The sequence below is a fragment of the Rhodoferax aquaticus genome (assembly GCF_006974105.1).
Taxonomy (GTDB): Bacteria; Pseudomonadota; Gammaproteobacteria; order Burkholderiales; family Burkholderiaceae_C; genus Allorhodoferax; species Allorhodoferax aquaticus_A.
In genome coordinates this window covers 749,930-772,707 of record NZ_CP036282.1, presented here as the reverse complement: position 1 = coordinate 772,707, position 22,778 = coordinate 749,930, and the positions used below count along the sequence as shown (strand labels likewise).

Below are 22,778 nucleotides of genomic sequence, written 5' to 3'. Positions count from 1 at the left end.
CTCTCGTTAAAGTAATTGGGGATGAGGGTTGGCAATACAGGTAAAGCCGCGCCCTATTTTTCGCACCAACACGATGTCGGTGCCTTCATCAAAGGTTTGCCCTTCTACATCAGGCTCCACCATGACGTAGTGCACATGGCCGTGCACATCGCGCACCTTGGCTTCGGCCGCCAGTCCCTGGCGGGCAATACCACGTGCCACCACGCCCGCGCGGCCAATCAAGGTGGTTTCACTAACCGCTGTGGTTTCGTCGCGCGGCGCATACTGCGCAGCCAAGCCGCCTACACCGCGCACGGTGGACAAGCCGGCAAACACCGCCGGTATGGCGGCCAGCCATGGCGGCAAGGTGGCGTATAGAAGACTCACGCTGGTGGCCTGAACGAGATAGCCCGCCACGGCAAAGCCCGCCAAAAACAGGATCAGTAACACAAGTACGGGTACGCGCCCCCAATGCAGCCAGCCCAATACGCCATCGGCACCGTCTGGCACATCGGGGAGTAGATGGTCGATCCATATTGAAGGACTGGTGGCGAACAACAAGCCAACGCCCTCTAGCACACCAAGGCCCACCATGGTCGCCAATGCGGCGGAAAAAGGCCAAGTGTCGGGGGCGGTCAAGATGCTCATGGGTTCTCCTGTTGCGCGGCTTTCAGAGCAGCCAAGCGCTCATTGATTTTGCTGTCCCGCACGATATCACCGAGTTCTTTCAAGTGGGTGGCCTGTGCCAAGGTAGCGCCGCGGGCCAAGCCCGCGACGCCGGTTTGGCGCGTCAGTGTTCGATCAAACGCCTCTTCGGCCGCTTGGACGCGCGACTGGGTATGCACGGACTTGGCGGCACTTGGTGCATTCGCCGTGCGGGCTTGCAAGCGCGAAGCTTCAAACTCTTGAATGGCCCGTTGCATCTCACGGCGCTTGCCCATCAAGGCCTCCAAGAAGGCGGACAACTCTTTTTCGTCGCCTCCGAGCTGCACCAAGCTGCCCTCCAACACGGGCAGCTGCGCTTCAATGTCTAACTGCCGGGCTAGGGCGGACTTGGCAAGGTCATCGCGTGCGGCGGCAATCGCCGTGCCAATAGCCTCGGCCAGTGCGGCATGCTCTTGGTTCAAACGCACGTGTTGTTGCTGGGTCAGATGGCGATTGGCCACGGTTACGCCTAGCTCGGTACGCACATCGCTGCTGACCTGCTCAAGTTCGCGCGTGGCTTGTTCCAGCATGGCAACGGGGTTGGCATCTTCCCACCTGTCCAACAAATTGTGGGCGCTGGCCGCAATGACTTTGGCGACACGGCTTCTCAGACTTTGACTCATGGTTCCTCCTGGCTTGGGTTTATTTACTTGGGGCGGGAATGAGCTTGGCAAGCTCTAGCAGTCGCTCCGCGTTTTGCTCGATCACTTGAGGATCGTAGGCGGCGGCTTTGACAGTCACTGCTTGGCGCAGCAGCGTCTCGGCCAGCTGCATGGTGCGTTTCACCAAAGTTGACTCCAAGCGCTTGGCATCGGCCAACGTGCGTGGATGCGCAGAGTGCAGTCCTGCCATCAGCGCAGGCAGATGCTCCATCAGGGCGGCCAAGACCTCGGAGTGCTGGCCCGTGCTTTGCTCTAGCGTTGCAATGTGGTCGCGTGTGCCGCGCCCCCAATCACGGTACATGGCAAGCGCTCCGAGGTAGTCGCCATCGCCGTCATGCATGCGCTTGAGATGCGTCACAGCAAAGCGCATCTTGTCGCTGACGGTAGTGGCACCGTCCACTTGCAGCGCTGCCAGCCACGCATACAGGTCATCTGGCAATCGTCCTGAAACAGGGACCATAGAGCACTCCTTGAATGTATTTGAATTCAATTGTATTCAAATACATTCGCGGGTCAAGGACCCAAACAAATTCGGCGCATTTTTAGGTCATTGCGATGCCACGAGAACCGATACCGCCCAGCAGCGAAAGCGCCGTTCGATGTGGCGGTAGCTCGCAATGGCTCAATACTTGTCCTTATTCGACTTGAAAACCATAGCAAGAAAGCATATAAACCGTTTATACCGTTAAGCGCTCAATAATCTGCCTTTGCACGCTGATGCCAGCGATCACGTTTTGGATGGGGGACGACCTTGACTCACTTGTTGAACTTGTTGGCGGCTATTGCGCTGTTGGTGTGGGGCACTCACCTTGTGCGCACTGGAATACTGCGGGTATTTGGCGCCAACTTGCGGATGATCTTGCGCAAGAGCACCAGTAATCGGTTTGCGGCTTTTTTGTCTGGCATTGGGGTGACGGCGCTTGTTCAGTCCAGCACGGCCACCGCCCTGATCGTGTCTTCGTTTGTTGGGCAGTCTTTCATTTCAATGACAGCTGCTTTAGCCGTCATGTTGGGTGCGGATGTTGGAACCAGTCTGATGGCGGTCGTGTTCTCTCGCGATCTCTCGTGGCTGTCCCCTTTGTTTATCTTCGTGGGGGTGGTGCTTTTCATCGCGCGCCAAAGCTCTACTGCGGGGCGGGTCGGGCGGGTGCTCATTGGCTTGGGTCTCATGCTTTTGGCACTGCAGTTGGTGCGCGAGTCCACGGCTGTGCTGGTGCAATCGCCGATAGTCAAGACGATGCTGGGATCCTTGGGCAGCGACTTGCTGTTGGAGATCACCATTGGTGCGGTGCTGGCCATCGTGAGCTATTCCAGCTTGGCTGTGGTACTGCTGACGGCCACCTTGGCGCACTCTGGCATTGTGCCTATAGAGGTCGCCCTTGGCTTGGTTCTAGGGGCCAACTTGGGCAGCGGTTGCTTGGCCGTGCTCACCACCATGTCTTCGAACACCGAGACTCGCCAAGTTCCTATGGGCAACTTGCTGTTCAAGATCATCGGCATTTGCCTCCTTGCACCTTTTGCAAGTCAGTGGCAAGCCCATGCGGCCCCAGCCATCAACGATGTCGCAATGGCCGTCGTCACCTTCCACCTGGCATTCAACGTGATGGTGGCGGTGTTGCTGATTGGCTTTACGCACATCGTTGCGAAATGGGTGGAGTACCTGCTACCCAAGCCAGAAAAGTCGCGCGTCACGGGGCGTCCCAACCATTTGGACCCCACAGCCTTGGCAACGCCGGCCTTGGCAATTTCTTGTGCCGTGCGCGAGGCCATGCACCAAGCGGATACGGTTGAGATCATGCTAATGGGGTTGCTCAAAGTGATTCACCATGGGGACTTGAACCTTGCCAAAGAGTTGCGCCATATGGATGACACGATTGACGAGATTTACTCGTCCATCAAGTACTACCTGACCCAGATCCCACGCGAGGCGCTGGGAGCCAACGAGGCCCAACGCTGGGCTGACATTCTGAGTTTCACCATCAACATGGAGCAGATTGGCGACATTTTGGAGCGCGTGATACAAGATGTGGAAGACAAAAAGATCAAGCCGGGCCGCGATTTTTCCGAAGCTGGTTTGGCCGAGATTTGCGAATTGCATAGCCGTTTGGTACGCAACCTGCGTTTGGGCATGAGCGTGTTTTTGAGCAAAGACGAACACGAGGCACAACACCTACTCATTGCCAAGGCCAACTTCAATGTCCTGGAGCGCGAATACGCAGCGACCCACTTAACCCGCCTCAGCGCCAATACGGTCCAAAGCATTGAAACCAGCTCGCTGCATCTGGACTTGATTAGCGACCTCAAGCGCATCAACTCCCACATTTGCTCGGTCGCGTATTCCGCGCTCACCGTTGCGCAAAGTGGAAAGATGCACACCGCCTAGCTCTGCCAAGAAGCGCCGCCCTACGGGGCAAATTTCGTAAGCAATGGTAAGCGCCGCAGGCGCGGTCTTGCCACGCAACAGGAGGGGTTTTATACTCGAAGGCTCGCCTTAAATCAGGCAAAAAAATTTGTCAATACATGAAAACCATTAATTTCAGCCTTCTTCGGGGCTTTTTACTGGCGCCAATGGTCATTGCCGCCGCAAGCTCAAGCTTTGCGGGTGCAACGCTAGACCGTATCAAGCAAACCGGTGTCATCAACATCGGGTTTCGCGAATCTGGCCTGCCCTTTTCCTACAAAAACTCTGAGACTGGCGCACCGCTTGGCTATGGCATCGAGGTATGTGCGGCTTTGGCAGATGCCATTAAGCAAGAAATCAGACTCAAAGCTGTAGAGTTGAAGTATGTACCAGTGGCAGGTGCGGCCCGCATTGCAGCGGTGGCCGAGGGCAAAATTGACCTCGAGTGCGCCAACACCACCAACACCAAAGCACGCCGAGAGCAAGTTGCTTTTGCCATGCCCTACTACTATGCAGCGGCGCGTTTGTTAGTGAAGGATGGCTCTGGCATTGGCAAGATTGAGGATTTAGCAGGCAAAACACTGGTGGTGACCAAGGGATCCACCGGCTCTTTGATTGCCGAAGCCCGCCGAGGCAAAGGCCTAGCCACAATGAAAGTGGTCGTAGTAGAAACCTCTGCCGAAGGGGCTGCAGCGGTTGACGGCGGCACTGCTGATGCATTTATGACCGATGACATCTTGCTGCACGGCTTCAAAGCGCAAGCCAAGAACCCGATGGCGGTGGTGGGCCCGAGCATGTCGGTAGAACCATTGGCGGTGATGTACAGCAAAACTGACCCTGAGCTGGAAACGCTGATCACCAAAGAAATGATGCACATGTACACCAGTGGCAAGATGAAGACCATCTACAAAAAATGGTTTCAGTCCTCCCTGCCACAGCGCAACTACAACCTCAACGTGTCACCCAACGCACTGCTTTCCGACATGTTTAGCCGCCCTAGTGGCTTTATCGTGGACTGGGTCATGCTTTAACTGATACCTGCGCGTGGCGGGCAGGCCTTCAGATCAACCTGAGGTGCTGGCTTTGCGGTGCACATAGCGGTATCCTTGTTGCCTCACTCCATTGCCCTGTGGCGATGGAGGTTCTCTACAAGGTACCCGTGTGAAAGTATTAGTCGTTGAAGACGACGCAGCCATTCGCCACAACTTGGTGTTTTTGCTGCGCATTGAAGGCTTCGAAGCCTTAGAAGCAGATAACGGTGAAGCAGGCCTTGCCTTGGCACGGACGCACTTGCCCGACTTGGTCCTGTGCGACGTGATGATGCCGCAGCTCGATGGCTACGGCATGCTCACAAAATTGCGCGCTGATCCGCTCACAGCGGCTATCCCCCTGATTTTTTTGACGGCGCGCACCGAGCGCTCTGACCAGCGCAAGGGCATGAACCTGGGCGCTGATGACTACTTGGGCAAACCGTTTTCGCGTGAAGAAGTACTAGAAGCGGTCAATGCCCGTTTGCAACGGCGCCATGATGTCGCCAGAGCCGAAGCCGCTGAACAAGCAGACGCTCAAGCCAGGCACGACACCGTAGTGCTGAAAAGTGCGTCCATCAGCACACCCCTAGACATCAAGGGCTACCGCCTAATCCGCAAGATTGGCGGCGGCGGCATGTCTGAGGTGTATCTTGCAGAGCGTGAGTCCGATCGACTGGAGGTTGCACTCAAACTGCTGGACACACGCACCCAGCAAGACAACAGCATGCTGCATCGCTTCATCCAAGAACATGAGCTATTGGAGCGCATTGACCACCCCAATGTCGCTCGCATTTACGACCACGGCTTTACCGATGAGCATGCGTTCATCACGATGAAATACTTCCCGAGTGGCGACATCAAGCGACGCATTGCCAAAGGGCTCAGCCCGGCAGAAGCCCTGAGCATCACGGTACAAGCCGCCTTGGCGCTAGAGCAAATTCATGCCTTGGGCATCGTGCACCGGGACGTCAAACCAGAAAACTTGATGCTGCGCGCCAATGGCAGCGTCGCTCTGATCGACTTTGGTGTGGCCAAGCACACCAGCCACAACCTAGGTCAAACGCTGCATGGTGAGATTGTCGGCTCGCCGTTTTACCTGAGCCCTGAGCAAGCGGCCGGCAAGGCGGTAAGCCCCGCCAGTGACCTGTATGCCTTGGGAGTCATCTTCTTTGAGATGTTGACAGGCAAGCGCCCTTTTGTGGCCCAAACCATGGAGGCCATGCTGTCACACCACTTGTTTTCGCCAGCGCCTTTGCTGGAGCCCCGCTTCTCTGCGTACCAAGACTTGCTGAACCTGTTGCTCAAAAAAGAGCCCAGTCACCGCTTTGACAGTGCGCGCTCCGTCGTGGAGTTCATCACCCGGCATTGGCCGCACACCGTACAGGTACTTCCCAAGCGATAGACAGCAACTGGCATAGGAGCGCTTGAGCTGGCGCACCTTCAGCCGTCAAGCAGCCAAAAGTGCGTCTATGGCGTTGGCAGGCAAGGGTTTGGAGAACAAGTAGCCTTGGTATTGCTCAATCCCCCGGTGCTTCACCCAGTCCAACTGGGCTTGCGACTCCACGCCCTCCGCCACCACGGCCATGCCCAATGTGCGGCACATCGCCACGATCAGGTCTGCAATGGGCCGCTCTTCATCGCTACTTTGGATGAACGACTTGTCGATTTTGAGCACATCAATGTGGTAGCGCTGCAAGTAAGCCAAGTTGGAGTACCCCGTTCCAAAATCATCCAAGGCTATTGAAATACCAAGATCTGAAATACCTTGCAACACCCGAGACGAAAGGCCATCGCGCCCGAGCAACATGGACTCAGTAATTTCCACGCCAATATTCGACGCATCACAGCCGTGGGCCAGCAACACAGACTGCATGCTGGACACCACCAGCGGACAATCAAACTGGCGGGGTGACAAGTTGATGTGCACCTTCAAGGTGTGGCCTTGGCGCTGCCACGCGGTTTGCTGTTGAACCGCGGCCTCAAACACAAGCTTCCCCAAGTCCAAGATCATGCCCGTGCTTTCGCACACAGCAATAAAGCGATCAGGAGCTAAAAGTCCGTGCAGGGGGTGGCGCCAGCGCACCAATGCTTCCACCGCCTGAACTCGCCCACATTCGGTAGACACCATGGGCTGGTAGTGCACCTCAAACTCATTGCGCTCAAACGCATGCCGCAAATCGGTCTCCAAAGCGGTGCGGGCACTGACGGCAGCGCCCAGATCCTCATGGTAGTAGGCCAAATCATTGCGGCCGCGTTGTTTGCCGCTGTACATCGCCAGATCGGCTTTGCGCAACAGGGTTTCGAGATCGGTGCCGTCGCGGGGGAAAATGCTGACCCCCATGGTGGGCGTGACACGCACCTCGGTGCCCAGCAGCACGGTAGGCTCCCCCACATGGCTCAGCACCCTGGCGCGCAGGCGCTCTACTTCCTGCACGATATCGTCCGCAGCGGCCAGAATCAGGAATTCATCGCCCCCCAAGCGGGCCACCAAATCGGTACTGCTGGTCGCGTTTTTCAAGCGCCTAGCCACTTCAACCAAGAGGGCATCTCCAGCGGCGTGGCCCAGGGTGTCATTGACGTCTTTGAAGTTATCGAGGTCAATGAAGATCAAGGCCGCTTCACAGCCCACTTGCCGCACGGTTTCTACCGCTGCGGCAAAACACTCCATCACATGCGCCCGGTTGGGCAAGCCTGTCAGGCCATCGTGCAAGGCTAGAAAGTTGGCCCGCGCTTCCGTGCGTTTCAGGGCACTCACATCCGCCTCGCTCACCAACATGGCATCCTCACCCGTCACAGCATCTTTGCAACGGCGGGCTGAAAGCTCATGCCACTGCTCGCCCTGTGAAGTCTGAACGGCCAAAGTGAACGTGGCCAAAGAATCAGACTGCAAGGCCGCCATGAGTCGTGTGTAGCCCAGGGGCTCCACCATGCGCTCGGCCAAGGTCTGGCCCCCAAATTTTGCGGATGATCGCGCCGCCGGGTTACGGTACAGAGGCTCACCGGCCATGCTGTACAAGGTAATCATCACGGGGGTGTGCAGCAAGGCCTCCACCGACCGCAAGGACTCTGGCGTTTCATTGCCAGATGGTTTGCCATGACACAGCATGCCCATGCGTCCGTCGGTCAGGCGCACGCCACTCAAGCGCATATGCAAAGACACCGGCACACCCGCGGGGTACAAGGTCCATTGCTCATTGAAGACTGCCTCTTGCGTCACAAAGTCATGGTGATACTGCGCCAAGCGCGTGGCGACCGACTCCGACATGTCAACGCCCATATCGCGCTCACACAGCTCTTGCAGAGACTTTGCACGCCACACCTCTAAGGCTGCAGGATTGGCCCAATGCACCCGCTGCAACTCCACATCAAATACCCATACCGGCTGGTTGATATGTTCCAGCATGCCAAAACGCAGCACGCGCGCCTGCATATCTGGCGTGGCGACACTGTGGTCCAAAGGCTGTTCAAGAAGATGCATATGACGCTCAAAACACGCAAGCCACAAGGAAACGCTTTACGGGGCAGGAAGAGAGTGCCCCTAAGGGCTGCCATTGTGCAGCACATTGCCAACACCCCTGCCTGGCTTGCATGTTTCAGGTGTTTGCTGCCTGCGTATTGCGCACGCTGTGCATCAACCCGCCCTGTGTGATGTGTGGTGCGCAGTTCGCCAGCTGAATCGGGGCTACCCGCCTGCTGTATGCAGCAGGTCGCCCCCATGAAAAAAGCGCATACCGCTACAGTCTTTGTAGCAGTGCGCGCTTTTTCTACTGGCCTTGCAAGCGTTTATTGCAAGGCGTTTGTGTGGGGCAGGAGTGCTTACGCCTTGAGCTTGAGCAAATGCACCATGACCCGTGCGGTGGTCAGGTCAAAGTCAATAAAGCTATTGAGATCGGCGCCGCTGAGCCATGACGCGTCCCACTTGTTTTGCTTTAGCGTGGACTTCCAGCCGTCATTGGCGGCGGCACGGCGCACGGCTTCTACCATTTCGTCGCGACGGGCCGCAGCCACGCCAGCGCCTGTAAACACACCGCGCCAGTTGGCCATTTCCACCTGTACGCCTTGGTCCCGGATAGAAGGAATGCCGAACATCGATTTTCTGGAAGAGACCCCAATCGCCCGCAATTGGCCGCCCGCCAGTTGGGCACTGAACTCGCTAAAGCCAGAAATACCCACCATCGCCTTGCCCGACAGCACGGCGGACACCACTTCAGTGCCCCCCGCAAACGGCAGGTAGTTCAGCTCTTCGGGGTTGGCCCCCACGGCGCGCGCCAACACGCCCGCGAACATATGGTCTACGCCACCGGCAGAGCCGCCAGCAATCGGTACGTTCTTCAAACCCGCCTTCATTTGGGCGGCCAGGTCGGCAATGGTTTTGATAGGGGAATTGCCTGCCACCACCAGCACCTCGTAGTCACTGGTCAAACGCGCCAGGCCGTGGATGCTGCTCATGTCTACGGCAGGTTTTTGCAGCGCGACTGCACCCACCATCACAACACCCCCCATCAGCAGGGTGTTGGGATCGTTGTTGTATTTTTCTGCGTAATAGGCCAGGCCAAGCGTGCCGCCTTTGCCGCCCTTGTTTTCATACTCCACCTCGTCCACCACGCCCGAGGACACCATGGCAGTGCCCAAGGCGCGGCCGGTTTGGTCCCAGCCACCGCCAACATTGGCCGGAATCACAATGCGCAACTTAGAAGCGAGCTTCGGAGCGGGTTTGGCTTTGTTGGCAGCACTTTGGCTCCAAGCAGGCAGTGCGCTGCTCAGCACCGAGGCGGCAACTGCGCCTAAGACATGGCGACGTTGGGGTTGTTTCATGGGATTCTCCAGGGAAAGGTCAGGCACGGTGGATGGCTGGCTGCAGCGCTCGGGCCTCGCTCAGCATGCACCGGAATACGTAAAAACCCTAAGCCTACACCGTTCACTTGCACCAACAGAGGGCAAGAAGCCCTAAACCACCCGATTCAGTCCTGTTTTACAAACCGTTGCACATTCAAGCCTTGGGCATGGTGGCGCAAGTGGTCTTCCATAAAGGTACTGATGAAGTAGTAGCCATGGTCATAGCCTGCATGGCGGCGCAAGGTGAGCGGCTGTCCCACCTTGGCACAGGCAGCCTCCAACAGATGAGGGTGCAACTGTTCTTCCAAGAATTTGTCGGCCAAGCCTTGGTCCACCAAAATGCCACCCGGGTAGGGTGCGCTGGTTTGGGCCGCCATGAGCGCACTGGCGTCGTGTGCGCTCCACAGGCTTTCGTCTTGGCCAAAGTAGCCCGTGAACGCTTTCTTGCCCCATGGGCATTGGCTAGGCGCACAGATGGGGGCCAAGGCAGACAGGGTTTTGAACACCCCAGGGTGACGCTGTGCCAAAGTGAGCGCCCCGTGGCCGCCCATGGAATGCCCAGAAATGCCCATGCGCGCGGCGTCCACCGGCAAGTCTTGTGCAATGTGCGGCAACAGCTCATGGACCAGGTAGCTCTCCATGCACCAGTGACCACTCCATGGGCTTTGCGTGGCATCTAGGTAAAAACCTGCACCCACGCCGAAGTCCCAGTGGTCTGCCTCGCCCACCAAGCCTGCGCCACGCGGGCTGGTGTCCGGGGTGATCAATGCCAAGCCCAACGCAGCGGCCACCCGCTGCGCCCCTGCTTTAAAGGCAAAGGTTTCTTCCGTGCAGGTCAACCCCGCCAAAAAGACGACTGCAGGTACCGGGCCCTGGGCCGCGCTGGGCGGCAGAAAAACGCCAAACCGCATGGGCAAGCCGATTTCAGATGAGAAGTGTTTGTAAAAGCGCTGCACGCCGCCAAAACAGGCATGCTCGCTCAGCAATTCAAATTGGGTAGTTTGCATAAGTTTGCTATCAAATCAGAAGCTGTCTGCGCATATTCCACGGGCGCAAAGTGCTATTTTCTCAATAAATGACAACGCCGCGAATCGACTCACCGCGCTTCATCAGGTCGAAGCCCTTGTTGATGTCTTCCAGAGGCATGGTGTGGGTGATCAGGCTGTCGATGTTGATCTTGCCTTCCATGTACCAGTCCACGATCTTGGGCACATCGGTGCGGCCGCGTGCGCCGCCAAAGGCCGAACCTTCCCACTTGCGGCCGGTGACCAGCTGGAAGGGGCGGGTTGAAATTTCTGCTCCGGCTTCGGCCACGCCAATGATGATGCTGCGGCCCCAGCCCTTGTGCGTGCACTCCAGCGCTTGGCGCATGACCTTGGTGTTGCCGATGCACTCGAAGCTGTAGTCCGCGCCGCCATCGGTGAGCTGCACAATCGCGTCCACGATGTTGCCGCCAGCAGCTTCAATGTCCTTGGGGTTCAGGAAGTGGGTCATGCCAAAGCTGCGGGCCATGGCTTCGCGCGCGGGGTTCAAGTCCACACCGATGATTTTGTCCGCACCCACCATCTTCAAGCCCTGGATCACGTTCAGGCCGATGCCGCCCAAGCCGAACACCACCGCATTCGCGCCGGCTTCCACTTTGGCGGTAAAGATCACCGCGCCTATGCCGGTGGTCACACCGCAGCCGATGTAGCAAACCTTGTCAAAGGGTGCGTCATTCCGGATCTTGGCCAGGCTGATTTCAGGTGCCACGGTGTAGTTGCTAAACGTCGATGTGCCCATGTAGTGAAAGATGGGGTCGCCATTCAGGCTGAAGCGGCTGGTGGCATCGGGCATCAGGCCTTTGCCCTGGGTGCCGCGAATCAATTGGCACAGATTGGTTTTGCGGGACAGGCAAAACTTGCACTGGCGGCACTCGGGGGTGTAGAGCGGAATGACGTGGTCACCCTTTTTGAGGCTGGTCACGCCCGGCCCCACTTCCACCACAATGCCGGCGCCTTCGTGGCCCAGAATGGCGGGGAAAATGCCTTCAGGGTCGGCACCACTCAGGGTGTAGTAGTCGGTGTGGCAGATGCCGGTAGCCTTGATTTCGACGAGCACTTCGCCGAACTTGGGGCCTTGCAGATCCACGGTTTCAATGGTGAGGGGCTGGCCTGCTTTCCAGGCGACGGCGGCACGTGTTTGCATGGGTGTCTCGGTAGTGGGGCAATGGGCACACTATAAGCGCCACCCAACGAGACCCGCTGAGTGGCTGGCGCTACATCCCCTTAAACAAGCCCGCAAAGCTGCGGCTCACCTCCAGAGTCTCCGTGCTGCCCCGCACGCTGACCCGTTGGCGGCCTCGGTGGTCACGGCTCACGCCGGCAATGGCCCGCGTGTTGACCAAGGTGCTGCGGTGGATTTGCCAGAACTTTTGCAGGTCGACCGTGGCCAAGAGCTCTTTGATGGGGGTGCGAATCAAGGCTTGCTGGGTGGCGGTTTGCACGCGCGTGTACTTGTCATCCGAGATAAAAAACAGCACGTCGTCCACATCAATCATCTGGATGCTGCTGCCCACGCTGGCTTGAATCCACTGCAAAGGCGCAGGTGCTGGCTTGGTGAGTTGTTGGCTCAGTTGCTGCAGCAAACGCTGCATATGCGGTGTGTGCAAGGGCAAGGTGCTGTCCGCAGCATTGGCGTCAGACTCAGAATGGCGTTGCTGCAAGCGCGCCTGCAAACGGTCCATGGTCAGGGCCAAGCGCTCGCGCTCGGCAGGTTTGAGCACATAGTCCACCACGCCCTGCTCAAACGCTGCCACCGCGTACTGGTCGTAGGCGGTCACGAACACAATCTCGCAGCCCGGCCATTGCCCTTGTGCCCCTGCTTCATCCCACGTGGGCAACTGAGCGATGGCTTGCGCAGCCTCTATGCCAGACATCAGCGGCATGCGAATGTCCAAAAACACCACATCCGGCTGGTGCTGCTGCGTCAGCTCCACCGCTTCGCGCCCATTGCGGGCTTGCGCAACGATCTGAAGGTGCGGGGCCACTTCTTGCAAGCGTTGGCACAGCTGCTCCCGCATCAGCCGCTCGTCATCGGCCACGATCACCCGCCAAGTACTCATGCTTGCGGCCCCTGTGCTGCAGTCTCGCTCACCGTGGGTGTGAACGCTAAACGCCCAATCGCATACGCTAGCAATGCGGAAAGCATGCACGCAATGCGCCATACCCATGCGGTCCATTTAGCCAATTGCTTCATCAGATTCCCCTTTACGTGAACGCAGTACTCAGCCTTGGCGCACTTGGTACGGCACGCAAATCGTGACACAGGCACCACCACCCGTGGGCTCGGTGATGCGCAGCTCGGCTTGCTTGCCGTACAGTAACTGCAAGCGCTCGCGGATATTGGCCAAACCTACGCCAGTCCCAGGGGTCGCCGCAGCGGCAAAGCCCAAGCCCGTGTCAGTGACCGCCACCCGCAATTGGCCGTTGCTCACCTCGGCAGAAATGCGCAGCAAGCCGCCTTCAGCCTTGGGCTCCAAGCCATGGCGAATCGCGTTCTCCACCAGGCTTTGCAACATCATGGGTGGAAACATGGCGGAGTGAAGGCCTTCGGGCACGTTTACTTCGGTTTGCAAACGATCGTCCATGCGCATGCGCAAAATTTCCAAATAAGGCAAGACCACCGCCAGCTCACGGCCCAGGTCGCGCTCGGCTTGTGCATTGGCCTCGCGCAGCGTGGGCATGGCTTCGCGCAAAAACTGGATCAGGCTGCGCTGCATGCGCGCAGCGCGGGGTGCATCGGTTTCTATCAGGTGCTCAATACTGGCCAGGGTGTTGAACAAAAAATGGGGCTCTACCTGCGCTTGCATGGCCGCCAGTCGGGCTTCTGTGACTTGGCGCTTGAGGGACTCGGTTTCGGCCACCTCGGTCGCCGCAGCGGCTGCAGCTTCGGCTTGAATGCGCCCTTTGTACGTGATCTTGACGATGATGGAGGCCACCACCAACAGCCACGCAAGATTGAGCAAGGCGTCCCCCACACTTGCGCCCTTTCGCGTACGCATCTCAAAGTTTTCCAAGGCATTGGCACCCAAGCGCTCCATGGCGGGGCTTGCCGGAGCGGTGATGCGCACCCCTGCTTCATCAATGGCCACCTGCGTGCCGTTGGCTGCACCGGCCCTCTTTTGCACTTGCACGCCGTTGTCACCAATCACAATCTCGACGTTCTCTTTGTCTGTCGACGCTGGCGCTGTGCCTGCGGTGCTTTGCGCAGGCTCTGCCGAGAGCGTGACGCCTTTGGACACGTTGGCCGTATGGCTTGCGTCCGCCCCCCAACGCCAGCTGAACGGGGGCAACTCTTGGAGTAGGTTCACCAAGACAAGCACCAACACGGACAGCACAAAAAAGCGCAGCCAACTAAGACCCACGAGCCAACTGGCATAAGCATGAAAACCCCGCAACAGCGCTTGCTTGGTGCGCCCTGCGCGCGGCTCCACTGGGGATGGGTCGTGGGAATATGAAGAAGAATGGGACATGACATTTCCTAAGTGAAGGTGCACTGCAGCCCTTGTGCAAGTCTGACACCGTAGCGGCACTTTAGGGGGTGCCCCAGCCTGTGGCGAGCGCTATGCGACAGCCTGCATTTTGCCTAGGACGAACTGCAAAGGTGCAGATTCAACGGCCCCCATCCAGCCCCATGCGGGGGTGGGTTGACCCGCGCTAGGCGTTAGGCTGTTAAGCCGTTAGTATTGCCCGCAGTGCAGCTCTGAACGCGTTTTGATATGGGCCTTTTGGCACGTTTGCTCCCCACCCCCGTCACGCGCTGGCTTCTGGCCGCGCTGGGCGGCGCGCACGACGACCGCTTTGCCCGCGTCTTCCACGCCAGCCCGGACTGGATTGTCATCACGCGTTTGAGCGACAGCATGGTCTTGGACGCAAACCATGGCTTTGAACAGATCAGTGGCTACCAAGCGTCTGAAGCCATAGGCAAGCCCATTGCAGACCTCAATATCTGGCACATCCCCGAGCAACGGGCCCGCATCGTGGCCGAACTGATGCAGCACGGTACCGTGAGAAATGCACTGGCCGTAGCACGGCGACGCGATGGCCAGCTGCGCGACTTCATGCTGAGTGCGACTCTATGGAGCATGGATGGCACAGCCCCCTCGCATGCCGTTTGGATTGCACGCGATGTCACCGAAGTCAATGCAGCGGCTGCCGCCTTGAAGGAGAGTGAAGCGCGCTTCATTGGCCTCTTTGACCATGCGCCACTGCCCATGTGCTACGCCGTAAGCAGTGTGGGCTTTACCGGCACACAGTGGAATCAAGCGTGGTTTGATAGCTTTGGCTTTGACCCCAAGTCCGACCAAGGCAAATCCGGCTTAGAACTCAATATCTGGGTCAACCCTGAAGACCGGCGCAGAGTCTTAGAGATTGCCCAACTCAACCGCACCCACGGCGACATCGACGCCATGATGCGTCGCAAAGACGGCACGCAACGCCTCTTCACGGTGTCAACCCGCGTGTTTGCTGAACCCGACAAGACACTGCTGGTCTCCATCTACATCGACATCACCGAGCAACGGTCTACCCAGTTGCAGATTGAGGCCTTGAACTCCCAGTTAGAGGCCCGCGTCACCTTGCGTACCGCCCAGCTACAAACTGCCAACCGCGAGCTGTCCGACACATTGGGTTCTTTGCAGTTGGCCAAAGACCAGTTGGTGCAATCCGAGAAGCTAGCCGCACTGGGCTCCCTGGTGGCAGGGGTTGCCCATGAGCTCAACACCCCCATTGGCAATGGGCTCACCGTGGCGAGTTCACTCGAATTCCGGGCCCAAGAGTTCGCTCAGCTCGTGGAAACGGGCCTGCGACGCTCTGACTTGCACAAGTTTGTCGAAGACACCCGTCTGGCCGCCGAAATTGTGGCCCGCAATTTGGAGCGGGCGGGGCAGTTGGTCACCAGCTTCAAGCAAGTGGCGGTGGACCAAACCAGCGCACAAGCGCGCTTGTTTTCGCTGCACGCCGTGGCGTCTGAAATTTTGCTCACGCTCAGTGCGGTCATTCGCAAGTCTGGGGTGCAAGTCACGGTAGACATTCCATCGAGCATCATGATGCGCAGCTACCCAGGCCCGCTGGGTCAGGTGCTCACCAACCTGATCAACAACGCGCTGCTGCATGCGTTCACGGCGGGTGAACCCGGCAGCATGTCACTGGTGGCCAGCGTCAATGACAAAGACATGGTCACGCTGCGGGTGAGCGATACCGGCAAAGGCATAGCGCCCGACAACCTGAACCGCATTTTTGAGCCCTTTTTCACGACCAAGCTGGGGCAAGGTGGCTCCGGTTTGGGCTTGCACATCGTGCACAACATTGTGGGGGGTGCGTTAGGCGGTCAGATCGCCGTTGCCAGCACGCAAGGGCTGGGCACCACCTTCACCCTCACCCTGCCGCTGGTCGCGCCCGGTGTTGAGGGTGAGGTGCAGCTGCCCGCCTAGGCTGACGCTTCAAACACAGGCCAACGCGCGCTGATGCGCTCGCCGTCAAACACCGCAATCGCGCCAAATTGCAAGAACACGGCCTCGCTTTGGCGCGGCCTGAACATCACCCAGTCATCAGGCTGCAGACTTACGGTCTTGGAGGCCACCATCACTTGCTGGTTGCTCGACGCGCCATACAAACTACTGGCCTGCACACCCGGTGGCGACACCGCTTGGGCCAACCAATGGCCGCCGTGGATGGCAAAGGCTTGGGACTGGTTGCGGTCCCACCATGCGGCTGCATCGCTGATCGCTTCCACCCCCACGGGCAAACGAAAAGCCCCCATGGCTTTGAGCACAGGCGTGGCAATAAACGATGCCGCCTGCAACTCTGCCGTGGACGGCTTCTCGAAGTCCAGTGGTTTGACGGTGGCAGACCCTACGGACACCTCATTGGCCGCATGCGTACTGTCATGCAAATGGTAGGTAAGCGAGCCACCGGTGTTAAACGTGAGTCCTGCGCTGGGCCAGGCGGCCCCCAAATGGGTACGTGCAGCCGCCACCCGCGCGGCATAGGCTGCCTGGGCATGGTCCATGGCTTTGCGGCGCAGGCCCGGCAAGTCCGGGATGGCGGCCACATGCGCGTCGTAACCCATCATGCCGCTGAACTGCAAGCCGGGGTGGGACTGAATCACTTTGAGCACGTCTACCAGCGCTGGGTCTGACTCCAGGCCGCCACGGTGCAAGCCCACGTCGATCTCTAGGTTCAGGCGCAGAGGCAAGTTCATGGCCTGGGCCAGTTCTTTGTACTGTGCAGCACGCGCGGGGGTGTCTATCAACCATTGCACCTGGCGCGCCGCGTTAAAGCTGGTGCCTGCTGTTTTTTCCAGCACCCACTTGGCCGCTGAAACCGGAAAGGGCTTGCCCAGCAATACGTCCGCCTGCGGCATGGCCTGCGCGATGCTGAGCAACTGGGGCGCGTTAAAGACCATCACCTTGTGGGTCATCCACGCGGTCAAGGCTTCTTTCACCAGTTCTAGGCTGGGCAATGACTTCACCACCACCCGCAGCGCGAGACCGGGGCTGACGGTACTGGCCACCTTAGTCAAATTGGCGCGAAAGCGCTGGCTGTCTACCACCAGGGTTGGCATGGCGGGCCCCGCCTGCATAGCGCGTTGGAGTTTGGCAAAGTACGCGTCATGCGTGCCGCCTTCATCCGATGGGCGCAACACCAGCCCCGCACCAGCGACCACTGCAGTGCTTGTTGCCAACCAGTGTCTACGTGTCCAACTAGGCATTGCGTGTTTCTCCCAAAAGTTTTGCCATGTAGGGCGTCAACATGCGCCCTTGTGGGTCTAAGGCTTTGCGCACTTGCGCAAAATCTTTCCAGCGCGGATAGGCGGCTGCCAGCTCGGTGGCGCTACGGTCATGCAACTTCCCCCAGTGCGGACGCCCGCCATGGCGGCGGTAGATCGGGCCCAAGGTGCTAAGCAGGTAGTCGTAAGGTTCGCCTTGCAGCGCATGGGCCGCAATGGAGCAGCTGTCGCGCTGGTAGAAGGGACTGAGCCAAGCGTCATCCCCCTTGGTGAAGCGAAACTCAATGGGGAAGAACACATCGTTGCGCTGCTCTAGCGCGGCCAGTATTTCTTTCAAACAGGCCACCCCGTTTTGCTGCGGCACATGGCATTCGGTTTCATTGAAGCGCGTGGGGCGCTGGGTAGACAAGAGCCGCCAAGACACATCGGTAGCTTCTTCCACCTGGTTCTTGTCGATTGCCTGCTGCGCCGCCCAGCGCCGCAGCGACGGCCAACGGCCTAACCAGTCGCGCAGTTTTTTCAAGTCTTGCAGCACATCTTCATCACCCGCAGGGGGATGGTTCACGGTGCCCAGCGGTGCCTCATCGTGGGTGATGGCGGCACCAAAACCCGTGAAAGGCAGCAAATACATTTCGAACTGCCGGTGTTTTTTGGCCAGCGCAGGCGCTTGTTCCAGCAAGGCTTCCGTGGTGTCTAACCACACTTTGCGGGCCAGGTGGTAGCGTGGTCGCACACGCATCTCGACCTCAGTCACCACGCCCAGAGTGCCCACCGACACTTGGGCCGCCGCAAAGATGTCGGGCTCTTGGGTGCGCGAGCACTGCACCACGCGTCCTGTAGGCGTGACCAAGGTAAGGCTGAGCAAGTCACTGTGCAAAGCGCCAAACTGAGCCCCGGTGCCGTGCGTGCCGGTGGCCATGGCACCGGCCAAGGTTTGGGAGTCAATGTCTGGCAGGTTATGCAGACCCAAGCCCTTGGCATCTAGCAGGCGCGACACCTGTTGCAAGCGCGTACCGGCGCCCAATACCGCGCTGTTGGCAGTCACAGAGCGCAAGCCACTGAGCCTATCCAAAGACAGCAGCGTGCCCCCCGTGGGCACCACGGCGGAGAACGAATGCCCTGCCCCCACACAGCGTATGGGCCCAGGGCTGGTGCGCAGCAAGCTAGCCACCTCGCCCACATCGGCAGGCACCTTCCAGCCTTGGGGTTGGCATTGCTCAATGCCACTCCAGTTGCGCCAACGTGGCGCTTCACCGGTGTTGCTGGCGTTGGATTCGGTTGCCGCGGGTTGGCTCGCCACCAGTCCGCGTGCAGAGATGGCCAAGCCCCCCGCCACCACACCGCGCAAATAGTCGCGCCGACTTGTCATGATGCACCTCCCGCACTGCGCATAAAGTCAATCAACTGGGCCAAGTCTTCCGTGCTGCAGTCAGGGCACAAGCCCATGGGTGGCATGGCGTTGAGCCCTTGGCGTGCGTTCTGAATCAGCACCTCACGCCCCTTGCCCATGCGCTGTGCCCAGGCCGCCTGGTCGCCCGTGCGCGGTGCGCCACTGGCCGCGTCGACATGGCAACCCATACACGCACGCTCATACATCTGGGACAAGCGGGCGTCGCTAGGGTGTAAAGCCTCCACCTCGCTTGCACTCATGGCAGCAGGCTTGTTTGCATCACATGCGGCAAGACTGGTGGCCAGTAGCAGGCAGCCGCTCACGGCCCTCACACTGGTAAGCCCTCGACGCCATGTATGCGTCTTGTTTGGCGTGGCCTTGCGCACTTGGCCACGATACGAATGGATAGTTGACACGGATCAGCCTTTATCTTGGATAATTTGCTAGTCATCACTAGCTTATTGAGATAAGGCCTACGAGAAAATGCGTAATAACCCCTACGCTTGTACTGACTTGGACCGCCCCTATGCCCCGCAGCGAGACACCGCCCATGCCTAGCGCCCTTTTGGCCGACGCCAACGTGGCCACCTTGAACACCAAGGCGCAGCCACGCCAAAAGCGGGCCCAAGAAACCTACGAACTCATCTTGGGGGCGACCGCACAGTTGCTGGCAGAGGTGGGAATTGAGCGGCTGTCCACCAACTTGGTGTGTGAACGCGCAGGCATCTCCCCGCCCGCGCTGTACCGCTACTTCCCCAACAAGTACGCGCTACTGGGTGCCTTAGGCACGCGGCTCATGCAAGAACAAAACGCATTGGTTGAGGTGTGGGCCACGCCCGCCACCCTGGTGCTGGACGAGGCGGGCCTGAAAGCCAGCATCTATGCCTTGTATGCACAAACGCTTGACTTAACGCGCGCCATGCCCGAGGGCCTGTGGGTCACCCGGGCGTTGCGCGCAGTGCCTACGCTAGCCCCCATTCGCATCGCCTCGCACGCCCATGTCGCGGGCTTGATCGTGCACGCGTTCATGTCTGCCCATCCACACGCGCAAATCAACCGGGTTCGAACCCTGGCCCGCTTGTCCGTAGAAATGGTTTATGCGGCCCTCGAGATGCTGTTTGACGACCCTAGCCAAGATGAGCACGCCACCGGCGAGGCCTTGGCGGAAATGCTGGCGCGGCAGGTAGTTTTGGTACGCCAAACTAGGTCAGCGTAGTCAGGGTGCTATTGCGCAGGGTTGGTCTTAGTCGCCTTTAGCTCTTGCGCTAGGTCATCCCACAAGCGGGTGTCGGCCAATGGCGTATCGGCAGGCAGGGTTGGATTGGGGATTCGAAAGAGCCGCCGCCCCGAGAGGTTGAGATCGGCCAGCATCGCGCGCTTGAACCCTTGGTAGCGACGATCGAACTCACCGCTTTGGCGCAGCTTTTCAAGTCCCTCGGCAACCCGCTGGGCCAGCCGCTCCCCCTGTGGCGTGCGCGAGAAAAAAAAGTATCGGGGCAATGGGTAATGCAGCATCAGCGACTTTTCAACCACCATCTCCGGGTACTTGGGCTGATGCTCCCGCTGTTCTTTCCCAATCTCATTCACACCCCGAGAAAACAGCTCAAAACGGCCTACCGCCAGCATTTTGAAAAGAGACTCGTAGCTGCTACCGGTCTCCACCGTAAGCCCGGCATTGCGCAGAATTTCGGCATCGACCCATGCAACGCCCTGGCCAATCCGGTAAGGCTTCAGGTCATCCAAAGTGCGCACCGCGTTCAGCGCCTCTTGGGTGTTTTGTTGGATCAAAAACAGGCGATAGCCCGTTAATCCTTTGTCCAAGGGGATACGCACTGGCAGGAGCACACGCTCACGCTCCGCGCTAGTGGTACGCACCAAAAGCGTAATTTCGGTGGAGTTAGAAAGCAGGATTTGAGACCGGTCTGCATTCATGAGCACCGGGCTGATCGCCAAGGTATACGGCCCCCACTTGCCAGACGTAACTTTGAGGGCAGCCTCCAGCAACTCCCAGTAGTAGACCAGACGCTGGTCCGACCCGCCCTCGGGTGGCGGGTAGACATAGCGCATGGGTTCAGCAGCGCCGGCACTGGCGCTGAACAACACAAAGACCAGCCGAACCCACCATTGCCGTGTTCGCAAACCTTGCTCCTTAGCTGTGACTTCAGGGGCACACGCCATGGCCAGAATGGGCTGCCCATGGACCATGTGTGTGCAGGAACCCGCACTATGCCACGGCCATGTCTCAGCAAGCTTACAAACCGCGCGAATGCCGCACGGCCACCCTGGGGCTTACAACCGCCCCTTACGCTGGACCGTGTATGAGCCCCCAGGCCAGGACTGCTGCGGTTCCCCACATCATCAGCGCCACCAAGCCATCCAGGGCCCGCCAAATGGCAGGGCTGTTGAGGCGCTGGCCCAACCAAAAGACACTGACCCCCAGCAGCGCAAACCATACTGCTGAGCCGGTTGCAGCCCCTGCGCCAAATGCGGCATGGCCAGGCTGCCCCCACGCGAGAGAGGCAGACCCAATCAGCACCGCTGTATCCAGCCAGGCGTGGGGGTTCAGCCAGGCAAAGGCCAAGGCTGCCAATGTGGCCTGCGCACGGCTCATTGCGCCAACACTTGCGCCTAAATTCAGTGCATTGACAGTCGCCTGGCCCGCCCAAAACCGCATGAAGGCTTGGCGACCATACACCACCAAGAACACAATGCCGCCCAACACCAACCCAGTTTTCAGCACCGGTGACAAGCCCCCTAGCTGGGCGAGGCCAAACACGCCGATGGCAATGAGCAGAACATCAGACACCACACACACGGCCACGGTCAGCAGCACGTGCTGCCCCTGCAAGCCCATGCGAATAACGTGTGCGTTTTGGGCGCCGAGAGCCATGATGAGAGACAAACTCAAGGCAAAGCCCGCGTTGAACGCAGGGGCCATGGGCATCAGTACAGACAAATTAGACATGGGATGAAAGCAGCAAGTGACTCAGAACTTTGAAACACGGTGACTATGCGCGAAATTCCAAGGATTGAGAAATCATTTAAATATAACTAGACTTCGTTGAATATTTTTAAACCCACGCCCATGCTAGATACCAAACAGTTGCTGGCCTTTGCCGCCGTGCTGGAGCACGGACAGTTCGGTGCCGCAGCCGCACAGCTCAACCTCACTCTGGGGGCGGTTTCCTTGCGCATCAAAGCGCTGGAGACACACTACGGTCAACGCTTATTGGTGCGCGGAAAAACGGTGCGCGCAACCGCAGCGGGCCAACGCCTGCTTGCGCATGTCCATCAGCTCCGCATGATGGAGGCGGACCTGCGCAACGGCGATGTCCCCCAAGCCGACACATCACCCCAATGGCACCGCATTGCTGTGGCGGTCAACGGCGACTCCTTGTCCAGTTGGTTCCTGCCCGGCATTGCCAATGCTTTGGCCCAGCACCATATCGTGCTCGACGTGGTCATTGATGACCAAGAACACACCCATGAAGCTTTGACAAGTGGCGACGTGGCCGCCTGCATCAGCACCCAGTCACAGGCCATGCGTGGCTGCCTGGCAGAGCCTCTAGGGGTGATGCGTTACCGCTGCGTAGGCGCACCTAGCCTGGTAGCGCAATGCCACAACGCCAAGGGTGCCTTGGTACCCCACCAGTTGCTGCGCACACCAGCGGTCATCTTCAACCGCAAAGATGGCCTGCAAGATGCGTTTTTGGCGCAGCACCTCGGGCTGCATTCCCCCCAATACCCTCGCCACTTTGTACCTGCGGTCGATGCGTTTGAGAGCGCCTTGGCCCACGGCATGGGCTGGGGCATGGTGTCTGATTTGCACTTGCAAGCCCGGGCCAACGCACTGCCCCTGCAAGAACTGCTGCCCGGCAGCGCGGTGGACGTGGCCTTGTACTGGCACCACTGGGTGCGCGAGCCAAGTCTGACCCAAGGTCTGACGGCTGCCGTCAAACTGGCGGCCAAAGCCCTGTTGAGACCCACGCAGTGAAGCGATTTTC

20 protein-coding genes are annotated in these 22,778 nt (G+C 58.9%); 6 read left to right on the top strand and 14 right to left on the bottom strand.

The features are described 5' to 3' along the window. Nucleotides 1–6 precede the first annotated feature (6 nt). Genes EXZ61_RS03660 through EXZ61_RS22055 form a run of 3 tightly spaced genes read right to left on the bottom strand, consistent with a single transcriptional unit; the run spans nucleotide 7 to nucleotide 1,806 of the window. Entirely contained in the window at nucleotides 7–627 is a 621-nt protein-coding gene (locus EXZ61_RS03660; RefSeq protein WP_142809127.1) for a YqiJ family protein, read from the bottom strand. After that, the gene (locus EXZ61_RS03655) at nucleotides 624–1,307 is read right to left on the bottom strand and encodes a PspA/IM30 family protein (RefSeq protein ID WP_142809125.1); all 684 of its coding nucleotides are present in this window, start codon (nucleotides 1,305–1,307) and stop codon (nucleotides 624–626) included. Before EXZ61_RS03655 ends, EXZ61_RS03660 begins: the two co-directional genes overlap by 4 nt. A gap of 19 nt (nucleotides 1,308–1,326) precedes the next feature. Further along, the gene (locus EXZ61_RS22055; RefSeq protein ID WP_237219078.1) at nucleotides 1,327–1,806 is read right to left on the bottom strand and encodes a hypothetical protein; all 480 of its coding nucleotides are present in this window, start codon (nucleotides 1,804–1,806) and stop codon (nucleotides 1,327–1,329) included. Between the two features lie 291 nt (nucleotides 1,807–2,097). Here EXZ61_RS22055 and EXZ61_RS03645 point away from each other — a divergent pair, with 291 nt between their 5' ends. The 3 genes from EXZ61_RS03645 to EXZ61_RS03635 all read left to right on the top strand — a co-directional run bounded on the left by EXZ61_RS03645 (nucleotide 2,098) and on the right by EXZ61_RS03635 (nucleotide 6,180). Then, nucleotides 2,098–3,729, top strand: a complete 1,632-nt coding sequence (locus EXZ61_RS03645) for a Na/Pi cotransporter family protein (RefSeq protein WP_142809122.1) — start codon at nucleotides 2,098–2,100, stop codon at nucleotides 3,727–3,729. A 137-nt stretch (nucleotides 3,730–3,866) separates the two neighbouring features. Continuing rightward, nucleotides 3,867–4,778: an amino acid ABC transporter substrate-binding protein gene (locus EXZ61_RS03640; protein ID WP_142809120.1), complete on the top strand. Its 912-nt coding sequence runs from the start codon at nucleotides 3,867–3,869 to the stop codon at nucleotides 4,776–4,778. A gap of 130 nt (nucleotides 4,779–4,908) precedes the next feature. Further along, entirely contained in the window at nucleotides 4,909–6,180 is a 1,272-nt protein-coding gene (locus tag EXZ61_RS03635; protein WP_168224691.1) for a protein kinase domain-containing protein, read from the top strand. A gap of 45 nt (nucleotides 6,181–6,225) precedes the next feature. Here EXZ61_RS03635 and EXZ61_RS03630 read toward each other — a convergent pair whose 3' ends face one another. From EXZ61_RS03630 to EXZ61_RS03605, 6 genes are all read right to left on the bottom strand, one after another. Beyond that, the gene (locus EXZ61_RS03630) at nucleotides 6,226–8,256 is read right to left on the bottom strand and encodes a putative bifunctional diguanylate cyclase/phosphodiesterase (protein ID WP_237219077.1); all 2,031 of its coding nucleotides are present in this window, start codon (nucleotides 8,254–8,256) and stop codon (nucleotides 6,226–6,228) included. A gap of 338 nt (nucleotides 8,257–8,594) precedes the next feature. Beyond that, nucleotides 8,595–9,593, bottom strand: coding sequence for a Bug family tripartite tricarboxylate transporter substrate binding protein (locus tag EXZ61_RS03625; RefSeq protein ID WP_142809115.1), 999 nt, complete (start codon nucleotides 9,591–9,593; stop codon nucleotides 8,595–8,597). Nucleotides 9,594–9,739: 146 nt separating this feature from the next. Next, the gene (gene fghA / locus EXZ61_RS03620) at nucleotides 9,740–10,621 is read right to left on the bottom strand and encodes an S-formylglutathione hydrolase (RefSeq protein ID WP_142809113.1); all 882 of its coding nucleotides are present in this window, start codon (nucleotides 10,619–10,621) and stop codon (nucleotides 9,740–9,742) included. 61 nt (nucleotides 10,622–10,682) lie between these two features. After that, nucleotides 10,683–11,801, bottom strand: coding sequence for an S-(hydroxymethyl)glutathione dehydrogenase/class III alcohol dehydrogenase (locus EXZ61_RS03615; RefSeq protein ID WP_142809111.1), 1,119 nt, complete (start codon nucleotides 11,799–11,801; stop codon nucleotides 10,683–10,685). Nucleotides 11,802–11,871: 70 nt separating this feature from the next. Beyond that, complete coding sequence (locus EXZ61_RS03610) at nucleotides 11,872–12,717, bottom strand: LytR/AlgR family response regulator transcription factor (RefSeq protein ID WP_142809108.1); 846 nt, start codon at nucleotides 12,715–12,717, stop codon at nucleotides 11,872–11,874. Between the two features lie 162 nt (nucleotides 12,718–12,879). Continuing rightward, on the bottom strand, nucleotides 12,880–14,127 hold the full coding sequence (locus EXZ61_RS03605) for a sensor histidine kinase (protein ID WP_142809106.1): 1,248 nt from the start codon (nucleotides 14,125–14,127) through the stop codon (nucleotides 12,880–12,882). Nucleotides 14,128–14,382: 255 nt separating this feature from the next. Between EXZ61_RS03605 and EXZ61_RS03600 the strand changes: the two genes are divergently transcribed. Continuing rightward, a complete protein-coding gene (locus EXZ61_RS03600; RefSeq protein ID WP_168224690.1) occupies nucleotides 14,383–16,086 on the top strand; it encodes a PAS domain-containing sensor histidine kinase in 1,704 nt (567 codons plus the stop codon). Here the strand turns inward: EXZ61_RS03600 and EXZ61_RS03595 are convergent. From EXZ61_RS03595 to EXZ61_RS03585, 3 genes are read right to left on the bottom strand one after another with little or no spacing between them, the layout of a single operon-like run. After that, nucleotides 16,083–17,366 carry an alanine racemase gene (locus EXZ61_RS03595; RefSeq protein ID WP_201799108.1) on the bottom strand — a complete coding sequence of 428 codons (1,284 nt, stop codon included), beginning with the start codon at nucleotides 17,364–17,366 and terminating at the stop codon, nucleotides 16,083–16,085. The genes EXZ61_RS03600 and EXZ61_RS03595 overlap by 4 nt on opposite strands. Further along, nucleotides 17,359–18,753, bottom strand: a complete 1,395-nt coding sequence (locus EXZ61_RS03590; protein ID WP_142809102.1) for a D-arabinono-1,4-lactone oxidase — start codon at nucleotides 18,751–18,753, stop codon at nucleotides 17,359–17,361. Before EXZ61_RS03590 ends, EXZ61_RS03595 begins: the two co-directional genes overlap by 8 nt. Further along, entirely contained in the window at nucleotides 18,750–19,190 is a 441-nt protein-coding gene (locus tag EXZ61_RS03585; RefSeq protein ID WP_142809100.1) for a c-type cytochrome, read from the bottom strand. Before EXZ61_RS03585 ends, EXZ61_RS03590 begins: the two co-directional genes overlap by 4 nt. A gap of 110 nt (nucleotides 19,191–19,300) precedes the next feature. Between EXZ61_RS03585 and EXZ61_RS03580 the strand changes: the two genes are divergently transcribed. Further along, the gene (locus EXZ61_RS03580; protein WP_142809098.1) at nucleotides 19,301–19,990 is read left to right on the top strand and encodes a TetR/AcrR family transcriptional regulator; all 690 of its coding nucleotides are present in this window, start codon (nucleotides 19,301–19,303) and stop codon (nucleotides 19,988–19,990) included. A gap of 8 nt (nucleotides 19,991–19,998) precedes the next feature. Here the strand turns inward: EXZ61_RS03580 and EXZ61_RS03575 are convergent, their stop codons facing one another. Both EXZ61_RS03575 and EXZ61_RS03570 read right to left on the bottom strand, forming a co-directional pair. Further along, on the bottom strand, nucleotides 19,999–20,913 hold the full coding sequence (locus tag EXZ61_RS03575; protein WP_142809096.1) for a type 2 periplasmic-binding domain-containing protein: 915 nt from the start codon (nucleotides 20,911–20,913) through the stop codon (nucleotides 19,999–20,001). 163 nt (nucleotides 20,914–21,076) lie between these two features. Next, on the bottom strand, nucleotides 21,077–21,739 hold the full coding sequence (locus EXZ61_RS03570) for a LysE/ArgO family amino acid transporter (protein WP_237219076.1): 663 nt from the start codon (nucleotides 21,737–21,739) through the stop codon (nucleotides 21,077–21,079). A gap of 120 nt (nucleotides 21,740–21,859) precedes the next feature. Here EXZ61_RS03570 and argP point away from each other — a divergent pair, with 120 nt between their 5' ends. Next, nucleotides 21,860–22,768: an HTH-type transcriptional regulator ArgP gene (gene argP, locus EXZ61_RS03565; RefSeq protein WP_142809094.1), complete on the top strand. Its 909-nt coding sequence runs from the start codon at nucleotides 21,860–21,862 to the stop codon at nucleotides 22,766–22,768. Nucleotides 22,769–22,778 lie beyond the last annotated feature (10 nt).

What these genes read in the sequence shown, in the direction of transcription:
- fghA (WP_142809113.1), bottom strand. Translation starts at nt 10,621, where the DNA reads ATGCAAACTACCCAATTTGAATTGCTGAGCGAGCATGCCTGTTTTGGC.
- EXZ61_RS03595 (WP_201799108.1), bottom strand. Translation starts at nt 17,366, where the DNA reads ATGCCTAGTTGGACACGTAGACACTGGTTGGCAACAAGCACTGCAGTG.
- EXZ61_RS03605 (WP_142809106.1), bottom strand. Translation starts at nt 14,127, where the DNA reads ATGTCCCATTCTTCTTCATATTCCCACGACCCATCCCCAGTGGAGCCG.
- EXZ61_RS03625 (WP_142809115.1), bottom strand. Translation starts at nt 9,593, where the DNA reads ATGAAACAACCCCAACGTCGCCATGTCTTAGGCGCAGTTGCCGCCTCG.
- EXZ61_RS03640 (WP_142809120.1), top strand. Translation starts at nt 3,867, where the DNA reads ATGAAAACCATTAATTTCAGCCTTCTTCGGGGCTTTTTACTGGCGCCA.
- EXZ61_RS03580 (WP_142809098.1), top strand. Translation starts at nt 19,301, where the DNA reads ATGCCCCGCAGCGAGACACCGCCCATGCCTAGCGCCCTTTTGGCCGAC.
- EXZ61_RS03615 (WP_142809111.1), bottom strand. Translation starts at nt 11,801, where the DNA reads ATGCAAACACGTGCCGCCGTCGCCTGGAAAGCAGGCCAGCCCCTCACC.
- EXZ61_RS03630 (WP_237219077.1), bottom strand. Translation starts at nt 8,256, where the DNA reads ATGCATCTTCTTGAACAGCCTTTGGACCACAGTGTCGCCACGCCAGAT.
- argP (WP_142809094.1), top strand. Translation starts at nt 21,860, where the DNA reads ATGCTAGATACCAAACAGTTGCTGGCCTTTGCCGCCGTGCTGGAGCAC.
- EXZ61_RS03660 (WP_142809127.1), bottom strand. Translation starts at nt 627, where the DNA reads ATGAGCATCTTGACCGCCCCCGACACTTGGCCTTTTTCCGCCGCATTG.
- EXZ61_RS03610 (WP_142809108.1), bottom strand. Translation starts at nt 12,717, where the DNA reads ATGAGTACTTGGCGGGTGATCGTGGCCGATGACGAGCGGCTGATGCGG.
- EXZ61_RS03590 (WP_142809102.1), bottom strand. Translation starts at nt 18,753, where the DNA reads ATGACAAGTCGGCGCGACTATTTGCGCGGTGTGGTGGCGGGGGGCTTG.
- EXZ61_RS03570 (WP_237219076.1), bottom strand. Translation starts at nt 21,739, where the DNA reads ATGTCTAATTTGTCTGTACTGATGCCCATGGCCCCTGCGTTCAACGCG.
- EXZ61_RS03655 (WP_142809125.1), bottom strand. Translation starts at nt 1,307, where the DNA reads ATGAGTCAAAGTCTGAGAAGCCGTGTCGCCAAAGTCATTGCGGCCAGC.
- EXZ61_RS22055 (WP_237219078.1), bottom strand. Translation starts at nt 1,806, where the DNA reads ATGGTCCCTGTTTCAGGACGATTGCCAGATGACCTGTATGCGTGGCTG.